The organism is Streptomyces sp. NPDC032745, assembly GCF_055579465.1.
Genome location: NZ_JBVING010000016.1, coordinates 121,716 through 140,016 on the forward strand (window position 1 = coordinate 121,716; position 18,301 = coordinate 140,016).

Here is an 18,301-nt window from a genome sequence, read left to right on the forward strand (position 1 = left end):
CTCACCTGGAACACCCCTCTCTACGCTTGTTCACGGGCCAGGGGATCGGTGATGCCGCCGGGGCAGGCTAGGCGCTCGACGTCCCAGCCGGCCAGGCCGGCTGCGGTTCGGTACAGGGACTCGTAGAAATCGAGGACGGTCTCCCGCGGGTTCGCGCTGCCCCGGACCTCGTCGTAGTCCAGCACGGCCAGGCGGCTCGTGCCCCGCTCGGCCCAGCGTGCGGCCGCCGGGTGCAGCGGATGCCCGGTCAGGCCGTCCGGCTCCGGCGCGGCGTAGGCGTAGAAAGCAGGCCGGGGCGAGGCGTCGTCGCCGAACCAGAAGCCCGAGCTGATGACCTCGCGCGAGTAGGCCTCGCGGGTCACGGGGTCGACACTCGCCCCCAGCTCGACGAAACGGTCGGAGAACCGGGTGACCGCGATGTCGAAGGAATGCCAGAAGAGGTGCACCGGGCTGATCTTCCCGGAGAAACCGGAGGCGAACTCCTCCAGGACGAGGCCGACCTGGCTGAGCACCTGCCAGTGGCGGTTGACCCAGAACGGATCGTAGGAAGCATGCTCCGTGTCCTCGGCGAACGGCCGCTGCGTGCCGGGCAGACCGTACGGGCGGGGGTGCGCGATGGTCACAGCCACGCCGATCCTGTCGAGAGCGGCGAGCGTCTCGCGGTGGAACGACGACACGGACTGGCCGACGAGCGGGAAGGAAGCGGTCGAGCCGTCGAGAGACGACACGGTCAACTGGTGGTCGACGAAGTCGAAGTCCACCGTGAAGACCGGATTGCCGTGGGTCCCGCCCATCGGGCGGGTCGTCACACCCCGCCCAGTGACATGGAACGGGACATTCCACCAGTGGTTGCGCCGCGCACTGCTCGCCAGCCGGATCTTGCCGACGATCTGGGTGAACCGGTGCAGTGTCTCCTTGGAGTCTCGCCACTCCGACAGCGGAATTGCAGGGAACAGGTCCACTGAGCATCCTCAGCTCGTTGCACTACGCCTCGCGGCCCGGACACCGACATCTTCACCCCGCCGCCGGGCAAATTCCCGGCACGGCGTACGGCGCGCGGATGCGTTACGCCGAAGTCGGCCGGTCCGCCGTGGCCTGATCTGCGAGGTCAATGACGGCCCGGAGGGCGGCCGAGGCGTCGAGAAGGGCACGGGAGCGGGTCTCGATGCCCGCTTCCCGGGCCGCGAGTGCGGCCTCCACGGTCTCCCATCCGCGCCCGTCCCGCAGCTGCGGCATCAGCGTGCGCAGCGGATCGATGCGATACCCGGCGCTGCGCAGCTGGTGGACGATCCTGGCATCGCGGACCTGCGCCGGTGAATAGCGGCGGGTTCCCCGTCCGGAGAGCCGGTCGGGGATCACGAGCCCCTCCGCGTCCCAGTGCCGCAGGGTCGAGGCGCGTACCCCGAGGGCCGCCGCGAGCTCGGACACGCCCATCGCGTCCGCCGGGCGTACGTCGGTGATCGGCTCGGCCGAGATCGCCCCGGCGGCCTCCTTGGCGAGCCCCAGATCCGTACGCTCCCGGGCGAGCCGGGCGTGTACCGCGTCGAGCAGCGCGAGCAGTCGAGCGGTCGGGCCCTCGTGGGCGGCGCGCACGATCCCCTTGGCCTCCACCGGGCCCGTACCGGCCGCGAGGGCCCGGTAGGCCAGCGCGGAGTTCAGGTGGACCTCTCCGTAGACCCGGTAACCCGCAGCGGTGCGCACCGCGGGCGGCAGCACGCCGTCGCGCTCGAGGTTGCGGATCTGCTGTACCGAGTAGCCGGCCCGCCGCGCGACATCGACCGTCCGCATGACCGACGATTTGAGGGTTGGCACCGATCTCTCCTGCGTACTGCGGCCGAAGTCTCCACAAGCACTTTAATGAAACGCTTGCGGACATGACCATCGACGAGATCATCGACTTCGTGGGCGCCCTCGACGGAGTCCTGGCCGTCAGGCCCGGACCCGGCGACGGATCGCCCGAGATCAGCTGGGGCGACACGTTCTTCCACCACTCGCCCGACGGCGTCGTCCCGACAGCGGCCCAGCCCTTTGCGACGATCGTGGCGAAGGACCACCCGGGCGACGGATCGTCGCGCCTGGACCGGCCCGACACGTTCCGTGTCAACGTCGCCGCCGGGAGGGAGGAGTTCATCCGCTGGACGGGCCGTGCGCCGCGGGACCCGGCCACCGACGACGACCCCGGTGCCACGGACACCGTCACGGCGCACCCCGTCTACGGATCTCTCGGCTGGCTCGCCGTGGTGAACCCGGGCCGGCGCACGGATGCGGCCCTGCGTGAACTGCTGCGCCACGCCCACCACCTGGCGCGTGCGCGCCACGAGCGGCGTACGGGCGCGGTGACGGGGGAGCGCGGCCCGCAGGGGTGAAGGGAACGAGGGCGCCCGGACGGGTCGGCCGGTGAGGGCCGACCGGCCCGGACGCCACGATCAGACGAGGTCGAACCGGTCGAGGTTCATCACCTTGTCCCACGCGGCGACGAAGTCCTTCACGAACTTCTCCTTCGCGTCGTCGCTCGCGTACACCTCGGCGAGCGCACGCAGCTCGGAGTTCGATCCGAAGACGAGGTCGGCGCGGGTTCCGGTCCACTTGACCTCGCCCGTGGTGGCATCGCGGCCCTCGAACGTGTTCGCGTCCTGGGACGTCGCCGTCCACGTGGTGCCCAGGTCGAGCAGGTTGGCGAAGAAGTCGTTGGTCAGCGACTCGGGGGTCGTGGTGAGCACGCCGTGCGACGACTGCTGGTGGTTCGCGCCCAGCACGCGGAGCCCACCGACGAGGACCGTCATCTCGGGGGCGCTCAGCGTCAGCAGGTTCGCCCGGTCGATCAGCAGGTACTCGGCCGGCAGCCGGTTGCCCTTGCCCAGGTAGTTGCGGAAGCCGTCGGCGACCGGCTCGAGCGCCGCGAACGACTCCACGTCGGTCTGCTCCTGCAAGGCGTCCGCGCGGCCCGGGGTGAAGGGGACCTCCACGTCGAAGCCCGCGTTCTTCGCGGCCTGCTCGACGCCCGCACCACCGGCGAGCACGATCAGGTCGGCGAGCGAGACCTGCTTGTCGCCGGTCTGGGCCGAGTTGAAGGACTGCCGGACGCCCTCGAGGGTGCGCAGCACCGTCGTCAGCTGGTCGGGCTCATTGACCTCCCACCCGCTCTGCGGCTGGAGGCGGATGCGTGCGCCGTTGGCGCCGCCGCGCTTGTCGCTGCCGCGGAAGGAGGAGGCCGACGCCCACGCAGTGGAGACGAGCTGGGACACCGACAGGTCCGAGGCGAGGATCCTGCTCTTGAGGGAGGCGATGTCCTCGGCGTCGACGAGCGCGTGCGTCACGGCCGGCAGGGGGTCCTGCCACAGCAGTGTCTCCGACGGGACCTCGGGGCCGAGGTAGCGCACGATCGGTCCCATGTCGCGGTGCGTCAGCTTGAACCACGCGCGGGCGAAGGCGTCCGCGAACTCCGCGGGGTTCTCCAGGAAGCGCCGCGAGATCGGCTCGTACGCCGGGTCGAGGCGGAGCGAGAGGTCCGTCGTCAGCATCGTCGGGGCGTGACTCTTCGACGCGTCGTGGGCGTCGGGGACGGTGCCCGCTCCGGCGCCTGCCTTCGGCCGCCACTGGTTCGCACCGGCAGGGCTCTGGAACAGCTCCCACTCGTAGCCGAAGAGGATCTCGAAGAAGCTGTTGTCCCAGGTCACCGGGGTGTTGGTCCAGATGCCCTCGAGGCCGCTGGTGATCGCGTCGGCACCCTTGCCGGTGCCGAAGCTGCTGCTCCAGCCGAGGCCCTGCTGCTCGATCGGAGCGCCCTCGGGGTCGGCGCCGACGTGGTCCGCGGGCCCCGCGCCGTGGGTCTTGCCGAACGTGTGGCCGCCCGCGATCAGGGCGACCGTCTCCTCGTCGTTCATCGCCATCCGGCGGAACGTCTCGCGGATGTCGCGGGCCGCGGCGAGCGGGTCGGGGTTGCCGTTCGGACCCTCCGGGTTGACGTATATGAGGCCCATCTGGACCGCGCCGAGGGGGTTCTCCAGCTCACGGTCGCCGGTGTAGCGCTCGTCGCCGAGCCAGGTGGTCTCGGGACCCCAGTACACGTCCTCGTCGGGCTCCCAGACGTCCGCGCGGCCGCCGGCGAAGCCGAAGGTCTCGAATCCCATCTGCTCCAGGGCCACGTTGCCGGTGAGGATCATGAGGTCGGCCCAGGAGAGGCTCTGGCCGTACTTCTTCTTGACGGGCCACAGCAGGCGACGGGCCTTGTCGAGGTTGCCGTTGTCCGGCCAGCTGTTGAGGGGGGCGAAGCGCTGCTGTCCTGCCCCGGCACCGCCGCGGCCGTCGCTGATCCGGTAGGTGCCGGCGCTGTGCCACGCCATGCGGATCATGAACGGGCCGTAGTGGCCGAAGTCAGCGGGCCACCAGTCCTGCGAGGTGGTCAGCACCTCCGCGATGTCCTGCTTCACCGCAGGGAGGTCGAGGGCCTGGAACGCCGCGGCGTAGTCGAACGCCTCGCCGAGGGGGTTCGCCACGGCGGGGTTCTTCGCGAGGATCTTGAGGTTGAGCCGCTCGGGCCACCACTGGCGGTTTCCGCCGCCCTGCGTCGGGTGCGCGGCGCGCCCGTGCGCGACCGGGCACCCACCTCCGCCCTCCGTCCTCGCGTCTACGGCGTTTGCATCATGGTTCTCAGACATGGGAATCCTTCCAAACCGGGCGGATCACGCTGCTAAGGAAGTGCGGTGGCGGAAGCGGTGAACGGGCGCGGCTGTCTTGAGGGTTGGCTGCCGACCGAACCGATCCTACGATGGACGCAATCCAAGTCAAGAAGCACACCAAACCCATAACCAATAGGGATCCGGACCCGTCTCCAAACTCCGAGTGCCCCACCGAACCTGAACGGGTGAACCGACATGAGTGACCTGCTGGAACGACTGCGCGGGCGTGGCTGGCGGATGACTTCCCAGCGGCGTGTCGTTGCGGAGGTACTCGACGGGGACCACGTGCACCTGACGGCCGACGAGGTGCATGCCCGCGCGGTGGAGCGGCTGCCGGAGATCTCGCGCGCCACCGTCTACAACGCGCTGGGCGAGCTGGTCGCCCTCGGTGAGGTGGTGGAGCTGTCCACGGACGGCCGGGCGAAGCGGTACGACCCCAACGCGCACCACCCGCACCACCACCTGGTGTGCTCCCGCTGCGGCACCATCCGCGACGTCCACCCGACGGGCGATCCCCTGGCAGGCCTCCCGCCGGAGGAACGCTTCGGCTTCACGGTGTCCAAGGCCGAGGTCACCTACCGCGGACTGTGCCCGTCCTGCGCCTAGTGCTGTGACCGGGAAGGCTTGCCGGGTTGCTCGTTGTGCTGGTCGCATGTGACGACTTCGACTGGCATGGGGAGCTGCCGGCGGCGTTCCGCCGCACCCACGGCATTACCTACTTCCACGGCTGCTACTCCGTCGGCGACGACCAGATGTGGGGCGTCAACCGGCGCCGCAAGGGGATCGACCACACCTGGGCGGCCATGCGGACGATCCGAGCCGCTCGTCCGGACGGCGCTCCGATCTTCGTGATCCTCGACAACCTCTCGCCCATACGAACTGGCGGATGAAGCGGTGGGCGGCCAAGAACAAGGTCGAGCTCTGCTTCACCCCGACCTGCGTGTCCTGGGCCAACCCCATTGAGGCTCACTTCGGGCCGCTGCGGCAGTTCACTTTGGCCAACTCCCACCACCCCAACCACACCGTTCAGACGAGGGTCCTGCACGCCTACCTGCGCTGGCGCAACAAGAACGCCCGCCACCCCGACATCCTCGCCGCCCAACGACGCGAACGTGCCCGCATCCGCAGCGAGAGAGCCATCCGGTGGGGCGGCCGACCCGTGCAAGGAGCTGCATGAACAAGGCCGAGCGCCTCGCTCGCTCGATGGCGGATGCAGTCAACGCGTCAGACGGAAGTGAACGATGGTGGCGTCATCGGTTGACTTGATGTCGGGGTAGTGGAACCGCAGCCTGTCTTGCAGCTCGGCGAGATCACGAAACCCGTCGGCGATAGCGTCCGCCTCGGTCAACTCGGCAACGCTCTTGGAAGTGATCTGAGTGACCACACCGGACAGCACTACCTCGTCATCCAACTCGAACACCATGTTCACCGGGCCCGTCTCTACTGGGTCGCGGAACCGCACCGTGGTCGTCTTCCGCCCAGTGCGTACAGCCTCGAGATAGGTGGGATGGAAATGCAGGGCCTGCATCGCGGCCGAGCACAGCGCTCCGTCAGACGCTGCGGACTGCTCCCCCCAGACATAAGCATGAGGCAGGAGATCGGTGATCGCGACACTGCGAATGCCACCAGCTGCCGGCACGAGGACGCGGATACCTGGGTGGTAGTCCAGCAGGACCTGCCGGTCCCGGCCACACGGCGCGAGCACGCCGCGTCCCGTGTCACCGACGGCAACAATCGCCGTTAGGTCACGTGCTCCCGCAGCACGCGCATGCCCGAGCGCCACCAACTCCGCGCAAGGTCCGCCAGTGAAGTGATAGAGGTTGATACCACCGAACATCCGGCCCTGTGCGTCTCGCACGGCTGCCCCGACGGTGTGCACCTCACCGTCACCGTTGGTCTCAACAACGCGCTGGGCGAACTCGACCAGCTCCAGATCTTCTTCCGTCGGCAGATTCATCGTGCTGTCCATCCAACAGACACTACTCATACACGCCCCCAATCCATGTAACCCGGTGAACGTTCGCGATCAGAGCACCAGCCGAGGCTCGTGGATCAGGCCCGGGCGATCAGCGCGTACCTCTCGTCGGTGACGGGTCCGCCCCACAGGTCGGGGTCCCCGCCGAGCGGTTCGATGCGCAGACTCGATACGAGGGGACGGACGGCGGCGGCCAGGTCCTCGGCGGTGATACCACCGTGCCAGGGCAGCGACTCGGCTCCCGCGACGTACGGAACGCCGCTCTGGCCCGCTTCACGCCACCGCCCTTCGACCAGAACCAGCCGGCCTCCCGGGCCGAGGCGCGCGACCCACTCCCGGAGCGCGGCCCCGGGGTCGGGCAGGGTCCACAGCAGGTGCCGCGAAAGAACGACGTCGTAGCGCTCCTGCCCGGTCGGCGGAACGGCGGCGTCGCCGACGAGGAACCGGCCCGCGAAGCCCGCGGCCGTGAGCTTGGCCTCGGCCTGCTCCACCATCCGGGGCGCCAGGTCCACGCCGGTGACCCGGTGCCCGGCCTCGGCCAGCAGCAGGGACAACGACCCTGTACCGCAGCCGACATCGAGAACATCGGCCGGCCCGACGGGGAGCCAGGACCTCAAGAGCCGGGCCCACGCGGTGCGGGTGTGCTCCTGGCGCAGGCCGTGATCCGGCTCATCGTCGAACGCGGCCGCGGCGGCGTCCCAGTACTCGGAAATGGCACGGGTGGGATCAGACATGGCAGGGATCATGCCAGCCGGCACCGACAACGCACCGTGGAACGAAAACCACTGGCCCGCCGCCCCATCCGGCAGAGAAGCTACGGATGTGACGCTTCACCACAATGAGGTCCCGATCGGCCAGGCGCTCGTCAGGTCACTGCTGGAGGCACAGCGCCCGGAGTGGGCCGGCCTGCCGCTGTCGCCCGCCGGTGCCGGCACGGACAACGTCATGTACCGGCTCGGCGACGATCTGGTCGTGCGACTTCCCAGAACCGCCGACAGCGCCCGGTCCGTGCGCAAGGAGCAGGAGTGGCTCCCGCGCCTGGCACCCCGCCTCGCGTGCCCCGTCCCCGAGCCCGTCCACGCCGGGACGCCCACCGGCGCCTTCCCGTTCGCCTGGTCGGTCTACCGCTGGTTCGACGGCGATGAGGCAGGCCCGGACACCGTCCGGGACTGGACCGCCTTCGGAGCCGACCTGGCGGCGGTCGTACGGGAGCTCCACGGCATCGGCCTCATGGGGGCGACCCGCACGGATGACCTCAGCTGGTACCGCGGAGGCAGCCTGCAGGCCTGCGACGAGTGGTTCGGCAAGAGCCTTGACGACTGCCGCACCACCGTGGGTTCGGAGCTCGACATCGAGGCACTGGAACAGCTGTGGCGAACCGCGCTCGTGCTGCCCGAGCCGTCCGGGCCCCACGTCTGGCTGCACGGGGACCTCAAGCCCACCAACCTCCTGGTGCGGGCGGGCAGGCTCCACGCGGTCATCGATTTCGGAGCCCTGTCGGTCGGCTGTCCCGACGCCGAGCACGCCACGGTCTGGGACCTGCCGGCCCGAGCACGGCAGGCCTACTGGAACACCCTCGACCTCGACGAACCGACCTGGGCCCGCGCCCGAGCCTGGGCGATCGCGGTCGCCGTGAGCGGGATCTCGTACTACTGGCACACCTACCCCGCCTTCGTCGCCGAATGCCGGGCACGCCTCGAGGCGATTCTCGCCGACGCCGTTGCACGGTGAGGCCGCCCAAGGGCTGTCCCGTAATCCCCGGCGGGCGCACGACGACAGCTGCGGCACCTCGCCGCGTTGTCGGAACGCCCATGTACGCCCAGTACGAGGACGCTCCTCCGCCTTGCGATGCACCGCATCTGACGTCGCGCGCTGATTCACCGGGGATTACGGGACAGCCCTTAGTCGGTGGCGCCCGAGGTCTGAGGTGAGCGCAATGGGGGCCGGGCCAGGATGTGCTGCTCCCGTGCCGTCAGTTCAGGGCCGTCGAGCAGGGGCTTGCGGGGGCCGAGTGCTGCCGCCAGGAGAACTGCCGGGTCGGCGAGGATGCCGGCCGGCTTCCGCAGGGTGACGACGTCAGTGACCCGTTTGACGACCAGGCCGTTGCCCGTGGCCGTGTGGACGAGGCGGTGGACGTACCGAGCGCTCAGCCGGTCCGCAAGGTTCGGTCTCCTGTCGATCGCGCCGGGGTAGAAGCGGTCCTGGCCGACCGCCAGCAGCCATGCCGCAGCCGCCGGCCGCGCCATCGCGCGTTGGGCCCGTGACGTGAAGCCCGCGGAGGCGACCGGCGTCCGTGCGGCCTGGCCGCGCAGAGCGAGGGCGCCGAGGGCGGCCACGGACATCCCGTGCCCGTAGACGGGGTTGAGGCTGGTGGCGGCATCACCGAGGACGAGGAATCCCTCGGAGAGCCCGGCCCGCTCGAACTGGCGGCGACGGTTGGCGGTGCGCGCGTACACGCTGACGTCGCTGATCGGCTCCGCGCGGGCGAGGAGATCGGCCACGAGGGGATGGCGGACCCTGCGGGCGAACTCCTCGAAGAGGTCCTCGCTCGAGGAGGGCTCGCCGCCGCGCGTGCCCGAGAGGCTGACGTGCCACTGGCCGTCCTCGATGGGGATGATGGTGGCGAAGAGCCCCGGCCGGGCCTGTCGGGGATCGGCCGGAATGTGCACCACCGGCCAATCGGTCTCCGTTCCTTCCGGTGCGCGGTACCGGCGGCTGGCGTACCGGACACCGGCGTCGACCACGGCCTCCCGCACCTCGGGGCCGCCGATGTCGAGGAGCCACCGGGTGCTCTTCGAGCTGCGGCCGGTCGCGTCGACGACGAGGTCGGCCTGGATCAGGACCGGGCTCCGGTGCGCGTCCTGTCCGTCGTGCCCGGCCTGTTCGACGTACACGCCCCGTACGCGCGTGCCGTCTCCTGCCAGTCCGGTGATTCTCGTACGCGTCCGGAGCCCGACGTTGGGCATCGCCAGGACCCGCCTGCGCAGGGCCCAGTCGATCAGGTCCCGGCCGGCACCGATCACGTAGTGCGTCGGATCCCATTTGCGCCGGTACCAGCCGGCCGGCGAGAACGAGACCATCCCGTTGGGGATCGGGATGCGGTGGGCGCCGGCCGCGAGCCAGTCGGCCGTGACCCCCGGAAGGAGTTCCTTCATGGCATCCGCCCCGCCGGCCCACAGCGCGTGGGCGTGCGCGGCCTGGGGGAGTCTCGCCCGCGGCGCGGGTGTCTGCGGCAGCGCGCTGTCGCGCTCCAGGATCAGGATCTCGCCGACGTGGGGGCGAGCGCCGCCGCGGCGAGAGTGCCGGCCAGGCCGCCGCCGAGCACGACCACGCGGGGTAACGCGGGAGGGTGCGATGTCACGGTGCGCTGCTCTCCGGGACGGTGCTTCGCCGGCAGGAACGGACGGTGGCCGACCTGGTCAGCGCCTGGGACATCCGGACCAGGCCCAGGGGGCTGTTCGGTGAGGCCAGGACCGGGCTCGCGTCCCGTGACGCGGGCTCGTCCTCCGGAGCGTTCTGCGCACGGCTCCAGAGTACGACGGCATTCGCCAGGGCGGCGGCGTCGGCCACGGCCGCAGCTTCTTCGTCCGGACGACCGGCTTCCAGTTCCTCCCGGAGCGCCTGCTCCCGTACGCCGGCCTGCAGGTAGGGACTGACCGTGAGGATCCCGTCGTGGATGTCCGACTCGCGCTGGGTCAACCGGATCTCGATGGACGTCCAGGGCCCGTTGGCCAGCTCGATGCTGCGCCGTGTCGCCTCCTTCAGTTCCTGGGACAGCGGGCGGAGCTGACGGTACCGGCGCCACATCCGCCATCGGCCCGTCACGTGCTGGGAGATGAGTGGCAGGACGAACCCGGTCGCGATCAGGAGCGCGGACACGGAGGCGAGTGCCGGTGCGATCTCGGTGCTGAGGACGTCCCAGTCGTTGTTGCCCCCCGCCCAGCGGGCCCCGATCGCGGTGAACTTGGCGATGTCGTACAAGAGGTTGAGTACGTACCCGACGGCGATCAGCCCGAGTCCCGAGCGGAGGGCGCCGTGGACCTCCCGCGCCCATCTCCAGCACAGAAGCGTCATGGTGACGGCTGCCGTGGTGTGGGCCGCGAGGTAGAGGAGGATCATCTCCCTGATGTACGGCGTGGACGCGTAGTAGGTGTCCAGGTCGCGCACGCGCTCGACGGGGGCGTCACCGAGCGCGAAGAGCACGTTGATGGCCGCGATCACCGCGAGGGTGACCACGTTGCACAGGCGGGAGCGCCGGCGTGTCCGCTCGGCGTCCTCCGGGCCGCTGCTCCAGCGGAAGATGAGCACGATGTTGGCGCCGGAGAAGGCCGTGAGCAGCGAGAACACGAGCGGTGCGGCGGCGTTGGGGACTCCCGTGATCCTGTTGACCGCGAGGATGGTGGGAATCGCGGTGAACCCGAACACGGCGGTCGCCAGTGCGAGGAGGATGCAGACGGACCGCAGGAGTTCGTCGCGGGGGTTGCGCCAGAGGGCGGGGAGCTTGAGGCTCGCGGCCACGAGCAGCAGGACTCCGGGTACGTAGAAGCCCAGTCCGTTCGAGTCGTTCACGCCGTGTTCCTCAGCGACTTAGGGCGTTGAGATGCCGGTAGACCGCCTCGTGCCCTTCGGGGGTGGGGTGCAGGCCGTCGACGAGCAGTTCGCTCTTCTCGCGCAGCGGCTCCCACATGTCGAGGAAGTCGACGTGGTTCCCGTCGCACCAGGCCCGCAGGGATTCGCGCAGGTCCAGTGCTCGTGCCCGGGTGAATCGCAGGCCCTCGTAGTCGCGGGTGCGTGTTTCGTCGATCCATGTCGGTCCTGCGACGACGAGTCGCGCATTGTGGCCGAGGGCCGTGGCAGCCAGCGAGCCGAGACGGTCCGCGAGGTGCGCCGGCGCCGGCCCGTCGACGTGAGCCCCTGCAACGGCGAGCGGCAGGGCGGAGTCGTTGATGCCGGCGGCGACGAGGAGGGTGTCCGGCAGTCGCGGGCCCAGCAGCGCGGGTGTCTGCTCACTGACGTCGGTCAGGGTGCTACCGGGTATGGCCAGGTTGAAGACCCGGTGTTCGGCCTCGTTCCCCGCGATGTGGGCGGCCGCCAGGTGGCCTGCCCACCCTCCCCGCGGATCACAGCGCCCGTAGGCGATGCTGTCGCCCACGATCACGATGCGCTGTGCGGAGCGCAGCGGTTTCGCGTCCAGGTAGGCCCAGGTGCTCTCCCCGGAGGTGAGGACCACCCGTCGGCGGGCGTAGTCGTCGACTTCGTAGGCGTCGGCCGCGGCGAGGTCCTGATCGGTGAGGTGCAGGACGGCGCCTTCGACCGCGGCGCCGGTCTTGCGCTCCAGGATCAGGTGCACGTCGAGGCCGCTGGCGGCGATCACGGCCGGGTCGGTGATCGGCAGGGGCCGGGTGGTGTAGCCGGCCAGCGACGCCGCAGCAGTGGGCACGGCCCGGCCGAAGAGAGCGGTCTGCACCCTCTCGTCCATCAGCGTGCCGAAGGAGAACAAGGTGTGGGGGCGTGATTCGGTCACTGTGAGCCGCGTGGCCTTTCTTGAAGGAATGATCAACTCACCCTAACGGCCGACCCGGGTCACCGAACGGGCCCTCCCCGGTCATCACGCGGCCGCCACCGGGGAAGGACGAGATCAGAGAACGTGAGCCCGGCCCGAGCGGCCTGGAGCTACGCTCCGAAGATGGAACGTGCAGAGGTCCTCAAGCGAGTCATCGGCATCCTCACCGAGGCCCAGGAGATCCGCCGGGCAGCCGAAGCCGGTGAGGACGACGACGGTCCCGAGACGGAAGCAGGGATCGTCACCCAGCTGCTGAACGAGATGCTGCCCTCGATCAGCGTGCCGGCCGACTCGTCCCCGCAGCAGGTGGCCCGCCTCGTCGCGGAGGCACTGGGACCGGCTCTGCACACGATGGTCGCCGGATTCAGCCTGGCGTTCACCAGCCTCGCCATGGCGCACGACGGCGGCCGGACGGACGTCTCGTCGATCGAGGTACTCCAGCAGCTCGCCCTCGAGGTGGAGGCGGGGACGTACGACGAAGGACCCTGACCGGCGGCTATCCGCGGAAGGGCTCCCACTCCTGCTCCGACGGCGACCGCGGATCGTCCCAGTGCAAGGAGTGGTGCAGGACACCCGGCACGTCCGTGCCGGTGCCGACGCCCAGCCCGTCGTACAACGCGTCCGCCACGGCGGTCAGGTACGCGGCGAACGACGGCCAGGTCCCCGGCGCGGGTACGTCGGCCTCGGCGTAACTGCCGAGGCCGCCGTACCCCTCCCCGGGAGTGCAGTCGGCGAACAGCCCGTAGAACCCGTCCGGATCCGACGCGACGAAAGCCAGATACCGCTGCTGCGGCTCTTCGTCACGCTCGTACCCGGCCGGTCCGTCGATCCAGTGCGTCACCTTCTGCAGCGGCCCGATCCCCCCTTCCGGAAAGATGTATCCGCTGGGGTCCTGCCCGGGATCCCACGCGCCTTCGGGGATCGGCAGCGGACCGTCCCAGGCCGACCACTCGAAGTCGACGTCGGGGCCGGTGCCGTTGTGGAGCCGGTAGAACGCCCGGACGTCGGCGGGGATCACCAGGTCGAGCTCCCGTTCCACAGCCCGGATCTCCTCCTCGGAGGCCGGCGGCGGCAGACGCCGGTGGCTGCGCGGCGCGTACTCCTCGAGCCACGTCTCGATCCTGCGCCAGGCCGCGAGGGTCTGCTCGACCCGTATCCGGTCATCGGTCATGGCCGGCACCCTAGCGCGCGCTCGACACGCCGGGCTCGCTCGCGCGATGGCCCGAATGTGCGTGCCATTACCCTGGGGCCTGCTCAGTACGTGAGTTGACCAACGGTGATGAATGGGGCGTGTGGTGACGGCGGGGGAGGCGAACGGCTCGGAGCTGGTCGGCAAGCTGCTCGGCGGACGGTACCGGGTGACCGCGGTCATCGGACGCGGCGGCATGGGCGTGGTGGCCCGCGCCGTGGACGAACTGCTCGGCCGGGAAGTCGCCGTCAAGGTCATGCGGGCCTACACCGACGCCTCCGGGGCCGAACTGGCCGATCTGCGGACCCGGATGCAGCGGGAGGCGCAGGCCGCCGCCCGTATCCGGCACGGCGGTGTGGTCACCGTGCACGATGTCACCGAGGAGCAGGGCCTGCCGGTCATCGTGATGGAACTCGTCGACGGTCCCTCGCTCGACGACGTACTCACGCAGCGGGGCCCGCTGGAGCCGCGCGAGGCCGCGGCGATCGGCGCCAAGCTGATGGACGCACTCGACGCCGCGCACCGGGCCGGGGTCCTGCACCGAGACGTCAAGCCGGCCAACGTGCTGCTGGAGCGCGACGGACGGGTCGTGCTCACGGATTTCGGCATCGCCACCTTGGACGCCTCGGGCGACGAGGCGATGGCCAAGCTGACCCGCAGCGGCGACATCATCGGCTCCCTCGACTACCTGCCGCCGGAGCGGGCGCAAGGCACGGAGCCCGGTCCCGCGTCGGACATCTGGTCGCTCGGCATGACGCTGTACGCCGCCGTGGAGTGCACGTCACCGTTCCGCCGCACGTCCGCGTGGTCCACGTTGTCGGCGATCGTCGCCGAGCCGCTGCCGGAACCCCGTCGAGCCGGAGCGCTCGCCCCCGTGCTCCAGGCGCTCATGGTGAAGGAGCCGGCGAACCGGCCCACCGCCGGGCAGGCGCGCGAGATGCTGGAGGCGGTGGCCCAGGGCCGGAGCGTGAACCGAGCCGCCCCGGTGGCTGCTCCTCCGACCGTCCCTGCCGCCAGCCCTGTCGCTGGCCCTGCGGCCGCCCCGCTCGCGACGGCGGGCACTGCTTCGGTCGGAGCCCCCGTCGCCCCGGTGCCTCCGCCCGGCTACGGCCCTGCTCCGGTGGCGTACCCCCAGCCCTCCCCGCAGCCGCCCCACGCCGGCTACCCGGCCCCCGGCGGGCCGGGCACTTTCGGGCAGACCGGTGCACCGGCCGCCCCCCGGGTTCCCGGCGCCGCAAGAGGGGCCCGCGGACGCATCGTCATCGCCGCGGCGGTCGCCGTCGTACTCGCCGGGGGCGGCATCACGTACGCCGTGGTGGGCCGGCCCGGCGGCAAGAGCGGCCGGCAGCAGGCACAGGCGGCGTCGCCCCAGGGCGCCCGCAACCCCTCCGGGCCGGCGTCCGAAGACTCCCGGCGTCCGGAGCCGAAGAAGACCGCCGGCAAGGCGGGCAAGTCGCCCACACCGACGCCGACGGCGAGCGGCAAGGGCGGCTCGGCCCCGCAGGCGTCGGCCTCTCCGCCGGCCGAGCCCAGCCCCGTGTCCACGAGCTGCACCGGTTGGAGCCACCAGGAGCGGAACCCGGGTACTTACGGCTACATGGCCGGCAATTACCACATCGTGACCGGGCCCTACCAGACGTGTTCCTCCGTGGCGACGGCCAAGTCCGGCACGAAACTTCTGCTCCACTGCTACATCGTCAACGCGTACGGCAACAAGTGGACCTTCGTCCGCGCCGCCGACTCGAGCGCATCCGGCTGGATGTCCAACGACAACCTCACCCGCCAGAGCGGCCCGTCGACCCGCTGCTGACACCTTCCTGCCGGTCACTCCGTTCGCCGCGCGGAGGCCCGGGTCATAGGCTGGTCGTACGGAGGGCGGCCGTGTGCGGCCGCCGATCAGACCACTTCGTCGCCGATGGCCTCGGCCATCGCACAGCCGGCCGTGCGGCCCGCTACCGACGGCAGTGACCCACGCCGGCACGGCCCAGCAGGTCTTGCCTCTGCTGCTGTTTTTTGTGCGACCAGGGAGTCGCAATGAAGACTCTTCCCCGGGTACACCACCGGGCCTCGGCCCTCGTCGCAGCGGCGCTGATGACAGGGGCCATGGCGCTGGCTACGGGTGCCACCGCGACCGTCTCCCACTCGGCAGTGCGCCCCGCCGAGCTCAGTCCCGCCGAGCAACAGGCCATCGTCGCCGAGACGAACACCGTACGCCAACAAGCCGACCAGCCCCCTTTGACCTGGGATGCCGCGCTCGCCGCCGAGGCCCAGGCCTGGGCCGATGACCCGGCATCCACGGCGGGCGGCGAGCTGAACCACGCCCCGATCAACAACGCCGCCGAGAACATGTCGGGTTATCCGCCGGGCGAGGCCACGGGCCAATGGGCCGCGGAGAAGAGCGACTACGACGCCGATCCCAACCATGACTACGTCAGCAACCCCGCCGGCTACCAGAAGTGGGGTCACTACTACAACATGATCGACAGCAAGTGGCAGAAGATCGGTTGCGGTGCGAAGAGCGGCGTTCCCATTCCCGGTGCCGGGTGGGTCGTCGTGTGCCGGTACGCAAGCTGACTCACCGGCCGGCGCCGACAGTGCCGGGGGGTGCCGAGCGGGTGGTCGTGGTCATGGCGTGATGGAGGGCGGAGTCGCCCGGCGGGCGGTCGCGCCAGCGGGCGCCGATGTGGCCGTCGGGCCGGACGAGGAGTGCTCCGTGGGGGCGGAGACCACAGCGTCCGAGGTATTCCTGCGGAAGGTGCTCGACGCGAAGCGGCCACGGTCCGTTGGACTGCTTCCCCCACCGGGCGGGCTCCGGGGTGAGCAGCGTGAACCATTCGCCGAAGGCGTCGAGCGTGGAGCGGTGGTGTGTCAGCCAGAGGTGCGGCATCCGGTGGCCCGGCCTCGTGGTGGGGACGTAGTCCGTGCCGCCGTCGGACGGCTCGGGCGGGGTGCCGTCGTCGTCGCCGAGTACGGCGGCAGAGCGGTAGCCGACGCCGAGCACGAGACCGAGTTGGGCAAAGTACCTCTCCGACCAGGGCAGTTCGACCTGGGCCGAGGGTCCTGCGCCCGTTTGCAGCTGGTCGCGGCGCCGGTTCAGTACCTGGACCATGAGCTGGGTGTTGGCCACCGACTGGCGCAGGGTCCGGTGGGCGACGGGGTGTCGCTCCGTCTCGTACGTGTCCAACAGGCTTGGCGCGGCCCACCCGTGGAGGACGCCCGCCAGTTTCCAGCACAGGTTGTGCACGTCGGCGACGCCGGTGTTCATGCCCAGACCGCCGATCGGGGGGATCGCGTGCGCGGCATCGCCCGCCAGCATGATCCGGCCGTGCCGGAAGCGTTCGGCGACGAAGGCGTTCATCGTCCACTGCTGGACCCGCAACACATCGGCTCGTACGCCGGCGCCGGGGCCGAGGGCCCGCGAGACCACGTCGTGCCAGTCGACGTGCGCGGCGTCCTCGGGCGTCGGACCGAACCAGGCCCAGCCTCCTTCGGGGTAGAGCGGTCCGAAGGATCCGTGCGCGGTGAAGTAGACCCCGGCGGGCTGGCGAGCGCGCCAGCGGTCGAGGTCGGCGTCGAACACCACGGTGGTGAAGCTCCCGAGCGCTCCTGGGCCGGCGGTGTCGATGGCCAGCCGCTGCCGGACGCCGGAGTTCGCGCCGTCGGCGGCGATCACGTAACGGGCCCGGACACGAGTCTCCCGGCCGGCGCCCTGTCGGTGGTCGACGAGTACGGCCACGACGCTCTCGGCCTCCTCGGCCAGGTCGATGAGCTCGACCCCGAACCGCACGTCGGAGTCTGCTGCGGCGAGCAGGGTGGGTTCCAGCCGGTCCTGCGAGGTCACCACGCCGATCGCGGGGCTTTCGGGCACCGGAGCATGGACCCCGACCATCGGCGCCGTGGCGAAGTCGTCGCCGTGCAGGGTGTCGCGGAAGCGGACGCGGCCGTACTCGGCTGCGAACGCGTTGGCCGTGATCTCGGCAGCGAGCCCGAGCTGGCGGTAGATCTCCATCGAGCGCACGTTGACCAGCCGGGACCGGGGAAAGGGCGACAGTTCGGCGTGTTTCTCGACCAGCAAGGCCGGCACGCCCCAGCGTTCCAGCAGCGCCCGCGCAGTGAGCCCGACGGGCCCACCTCCGACGATCAGGACGGCCACCTCGGCGTCCACCTCGGCGTCCACCCCGGCGTCCGCTTCGGGCATTTCGAACTCCTCCTGCTCACCTTGGGGTTGACGAGGCGACCGGCGCCCGTCAGTCGGCGGCCTCTTGGTGCATGCCGTGGCACAGCGCCCAGATGATGAAGAGGTTGACGGCGATCAGAACCGTGGCCCAGAGAGGGTAGTACGGGATCCACAGGAAGTTGGCGACCGTGCCCAGCCCCGCGACGAACACGCCGAAGTAGCGCGCCCACAGGGCTCCGCTGAGCACGGCGCAGCCGGTCAGGACGAGAACGATGCCCACGATGAGGTGGATCCAGCCCCAGCCCGCCAGGCTGAACTCGAACACGTAGTGGCGTGTGGCGATGAACAGGGGGTCCTTGACGACGGCCGAGATCCCCTCGAAGATCGCCATCGCCCCACCGAAGATCATCAGAGCTCCGGCGAGGACGGTGCTTCCGGACGTGGGCGCGTGCCACGGGCTCGGGCTGACGGCGGCCGCGTCGGGTCGGGTGGAGTCACTGGCCATGTCGGCCTCCTTGCTTGGCAGCGCCGTCCGGTCAGCCGTGCATGCCGGAGCCGGCGCGATCCCCCGTCTCAGCGTGGCATGGGGGCACCGTGTCGGCACTCCGAAGCGGTGACGCCGCTGTGACCACCTGAAATGCGTATGCCCCAAGGCCTTGGGGGTCGTCGCCCCGGCGGTGCGGTGGTAAAGAATGCTTGACATCATGTCGTGACTGTT

Annotated in this window: 17 protein-coding genes and 1 pseudogene; 7 read left to right on the top strand and 11 right to left on the bottom strand. The window is 70.4% G+C overall.

Translation table 11 applies throughout. The features are described from left to right. Positions 1-20 precede the first annotated feature (20 nt). The gene (locus tag ACZ5WG_RS32640; protein ID WP_468727931.1) at positions 21-962 is read right to left on the bottom strand and encodes a DUF5996 family protein; all 942 of its coding nucleotides are present in this window, start codon (positions 960-962) and stop codon (positions 21-23) included. A 103-nt stretch (positions 963-1,065) separates the two neighbouring features. Continuing rightward, complete coding sequence (locus ACZ5WG_RS32645) at positions 1,066-1,812, bottom strand: MerR family transcriptional regulator (RefSeq protein WP_468727932.1); 747 nt, start codon at positions 1,810-1,812, stop codon at positions 1,066-1,068. Between the two features lie 62 nt (positions 1,813-1,874). Between ACZ5WG_RS32645 and ACZ5WG_RS32650 the strand changes: the two genes are divergently transcribed. After that, the gene (locus ACZ5WG_RS32650; RefSeq protein ID WP_468727933.1) at positions 1,875-2,366 is read left to right on the top strand and encodes a DUF6194 family protein; all 492 of its coding nucleotides are present in this window, start codon (positions 1,875-1,877) and stop codon (positions 2,364-2,366) included. A 60-nt stretch (positions 2,367-2,426) separates the two neighbouring features. Here ACZ5WG_RS32650 and katG read toward each other — a convergent pair whose 3' ends face one another. Further along, complete coding sequence (gene katG / locus ACZ5WG_RS32655) at positions 2,427-4,658, bottom strand: catalase/peroxidase HPI (RefSeq protein WP_468727935.1); 2,232 nt, start codon at positions 4,656-4,658, stop codon at positions 2,427-2,429. Between the two features lie 216 nt (positions 4,659-4,874). Between katG and ACZ5WG_RS32660 the strand changes: the two genes are divergently transcribed. Together ACZ5WG_RS32660 and ACZ5WG_RS32665 are read left to right on the top strand one after the other, a co-directional pair. Beyond that, positions 4,875-5,285, top strand: a complete 411-nt coding sequence (locus ACZ5WG_RS32660; RefSeq protein WP_133895739.1) for a Fur family transcriptional regulator — start codon at positions 4,875-4,877, stop codon at positions 5,283-5,285. A gap of 74 nt (positions 5,286-5,359) precedes the next feature. Beyond that, positions 5,360-5,856: pseudogene (locus tag ACZ5WG_RS32665) on the top strand (transposase); the annotation flags it as partial. A gap of 39 nt (positions 5,857-5,895) precedes the next feature. Here the strand turns inward: ACZ5WG_RS32665 and ACZ5WG_RS32670 are convergent. Together ACZ5WG_RS32670 and ACZ5WG_RS32675 are read right to left on the bottom strand one after the other, a co-directional pair. Beyond that, on the bottom strand, positions 5,896-6,648 hold the full coding sequence (locus tag ACZ5WG_RS32670; protein ID WP_468727936.1) for an ASCH domain-containing protein: 753 nt from the start codon (positions 6,646-6,648) through the stop codon (positions 5,896-5,898). An 83-nt stretch (positions 6,649-6,731) separates the two neighbouring features. Further along, the gene (locus tag ACZ5WG_RS32675) at positions 6,732-7,388 is read right to left on the bottom strand and encodes a class I SAM-dependent methyltransferase (protein WP_468727937.1); all 657 of its coding nucleotides are present in this window, start codon (positions 7,386-7,388) and stop codon (positions 6,732-6,734) included. Positions 7,389-7,476: 88 nt separating this feature from the next. Between ACZ5WG_RS32675 and ACZ5WG_RS32680 the strand changes: the two genes are divergently transcribed. Beyond that, on the top strand, positions 7,477-8,385 hold the full coding sequence (locus tag ACZ5WG_RS32680; protein ID WP_468727938.1) for an aminoglycoside phosphotransferase family protein: 909 nt from the start codon (positions 7,477-7,479) through the stop codon (positions 8,383-8,385). A gap of 170 nt (positions 8,386-8,555) precedes the next feature. Here the strand turns inward: ACZ5WG_RS32680 and ACZ5WG_RS32685 are convergent, their stop codons facing one another. The 3 genes from ACZ5WG_RS32685 to ACZ5WG_RS32695 all read right to left on the bottom strand — a co-directional run bounded on the left by ACZ5WG_RS32685 (position 8,556) and on the right by ACZ5WG_RS32695 (position 12,178). Beyond that, positions 8,556-9,809 (bottom strand): pyridine nucleotide-disulfide oxidoreductase, encoded by a 1,254-nt coding sequence (locus ACZ5WG_RS32685; protein WP_468727940.1) that lies wholly within the window; start codon positions 9,807-9,809, stop codon positions 8,556-8,558. Positions 9,810-10,011: 202 nt separating this feature from the next. Continuing rightward, complete coding sequence (locus ACZ5WG_RS32690) at positions 10,012-11,223, bottom strand: MAB_1171c family putative transporter (RefSeq protein WP_468727941.1); 1,212 nt, start codon at positions 11,221-11,223, stop codon at positions 10,012-10,014. Between the two features lie 10 nt (positions 11,224-11,233). Next, entirely contained in the window at positions 11,234-12,178 is a 945-nt protein-coding gene (locus ACZ5WG_RS32695) for a GDSL-type esterase/lipase family protein (RefSeq protein WP_468727943.1), read from the bottom strand. A 162-nt stretch (positions 12,179-12,340) separates the two neighbouring features. Between ACZ5WG_RS32695 and ACZ5WG_RS32700 the strand changes: the two genes are divergently transcribed. Beyond that, positions 12,341-12,706 carry a hypothetical protein gene (locus tag ACZ5WG_RS32700; RefSeq protein WP_468727945.1) on the top strand — a complete coding sequence of 122 codons (366 nt, stop codon included), beginning with the start codon at positions 12,341-12,343 and terminating at the stop codon, positions 12,704-12,706. Between the two features lie 7 nt (positions 12,707-12,713). Here ACZ5WG_RS32700 and ACZ5WG_RS32705 read toward each other — a convergent pair whose 3' ends face one another. After that, a complete protein-coding gene (locus ACZ5WG_RS32705; RefSeq protein ID WP_468727946.1) occupies positions 12,714-13,388 on the bottom strand; it encodes an SMI1/KNR4 family protein in 675 nt (224 codons plus the stop codon). Positions 13,389-13,500: 112 nt separating this feature from the next. On the opposite strand from ACZ5WG_RS32705, the gene ACZ5WG_RS32710 reads away from it, so the two are divergent. After that, positions 13,501-15,216, top strand: a complete 1,716-nt coding sequence (locus ACZ5WG_RS32710; RefSeq protein ID WP_468727947.1) for a serine/threonine-protein kinase — start codon at positions 13,501-13,503, stop codon at positions 15,214-15,216. A gap of 224 nt (positions 15,217-15,440) precedes the next feature. Beyond that, positions 15,441-15,980 carry a CAP domain-containing protein gene (locus ACZ5WG_RS32715; protein ID WP_468727948.1) on the top strand — a complete coding sequence of 180 codons (540 nt, stop codon included), beginning with the start codon at positions 15,441-15,443 and terminating at the stop codon, positions 15,978-15,980. 1 nt (position 15,981) lies between these two features. Here ACZ5WG_RS32715 and ACZ5WG_RS32720 read toward each other — a convergent pair whose 3' ends face one another. Next, positions 15,982-17,604, bottom strand: coding sequence for an FAD-dependent monooxygenase (locus ACZ5WG_RS32720; protein ID WP_468727950.1), 1,623 nt, complete (start codon positions 17,602-17,604; stop codon positions 15,982-15,984). Positions 17,605-17,653: 49 nt separating this feature from the next. Then, the gene (locus ACZ5WG_RS32725) at positions 17,654-18,088 is read right to left on the bottom strand and encodes a DUF7144 family membrane protein (RefSeq protein ID WP_468727951.1); all 435 of its coding nucleotides are present in this window, start codon (positions 18,086-18,088) and stop codon (positions 17,654-17,656) included. Between the last annotated feature and the right edge of the window lie 213 nt (positions 18,089-18,301).

Coding starts and splice junctions, on each gene's coding strand:
- ACZ5WG_RS32700 (WP_468727945.1), top strand. CDS start 12,341: ATGGAACGTGCAGAGGTCCTCAAGCGAGTCATCGGCATCCTCACCGAG.
- ACZ5WG_RS32675 (WP_468727937.1), bottom strand. CDS start 7,388: ATGTCTGATCCCACCCGTGCCATTTCCGAGTACTGGGACGCCGCCGCG.
- ACZ5WG_RS32725 (WP_468727951.1), bottom strand. CDS start 18,088: ATGGCCAGTGACTCCACCCGACCCGACGCGGCCGCCGTCAGCCCGAGC.
- ACZ5WG_RS32660 (WP_133895739.1), top strand. CDS start 4,875: ATGAGTGACCTGCTGGAACGACTGCGCGGGCGTGGCTGGCGGATGACT.
- ACZ5WG_RS32710 (WP_468727947.1), top strand. CDS start 13,501: ATGGGGCGTGTGGTGACGGCGGGGGAGGCGAACGGCTCGGAGCTGGTC.
- ACZ5WG_RS32720 (WP_468727950.1), bottom strand. CDS start 17,604: ATGCCCGAAGCGGACGCCGGGGTGGACGCCGAGGTGGACGCCGAGGTG.
- ACZ5WG_RS32705 (WP_468727946.1), bottom strand. CDS start 13,388: ATGACCGATGACCGGATACGGGTCGAGCAGACCCTCGCGGCCTGGCGC.
- ACZ5WG_RS32670 (WP_468727936.1), bottom strand. CDS start 6,648: ATGGACAGCACGATGAATCTGCCGACGGAAGAAGATCTGGAGCTGGTC.
- ACZ5WG_RS32685 (WP_468727940.1), bottom strand. CDS start 9,809: ATGAAGGAACTCCTTCCGGGGGTCACGGCCGACTGGCTCGCGGCCGGC.
- ACZ5WG_RS32650 (WP_468727933.1), top strand. CDS start 1,875: ATGACCATCGACGAGATCATCGACTTCGTGGGCGCCCTCGACGGAGTC.
- katG (WP_468727935.1), bottom strand. CDS start 4,658: ATGTCTGAGAACCATGATGCAAACGCCGTAGACGCGAGGACGGAGGGC.
- ACZ5WG_RS32715 (WP_468727948.1), top strand. CDS start 15,441: ATGAAGACTCTTCCCCGGGTACACCACCGGGCCTCGGCCCTCGTCGCA.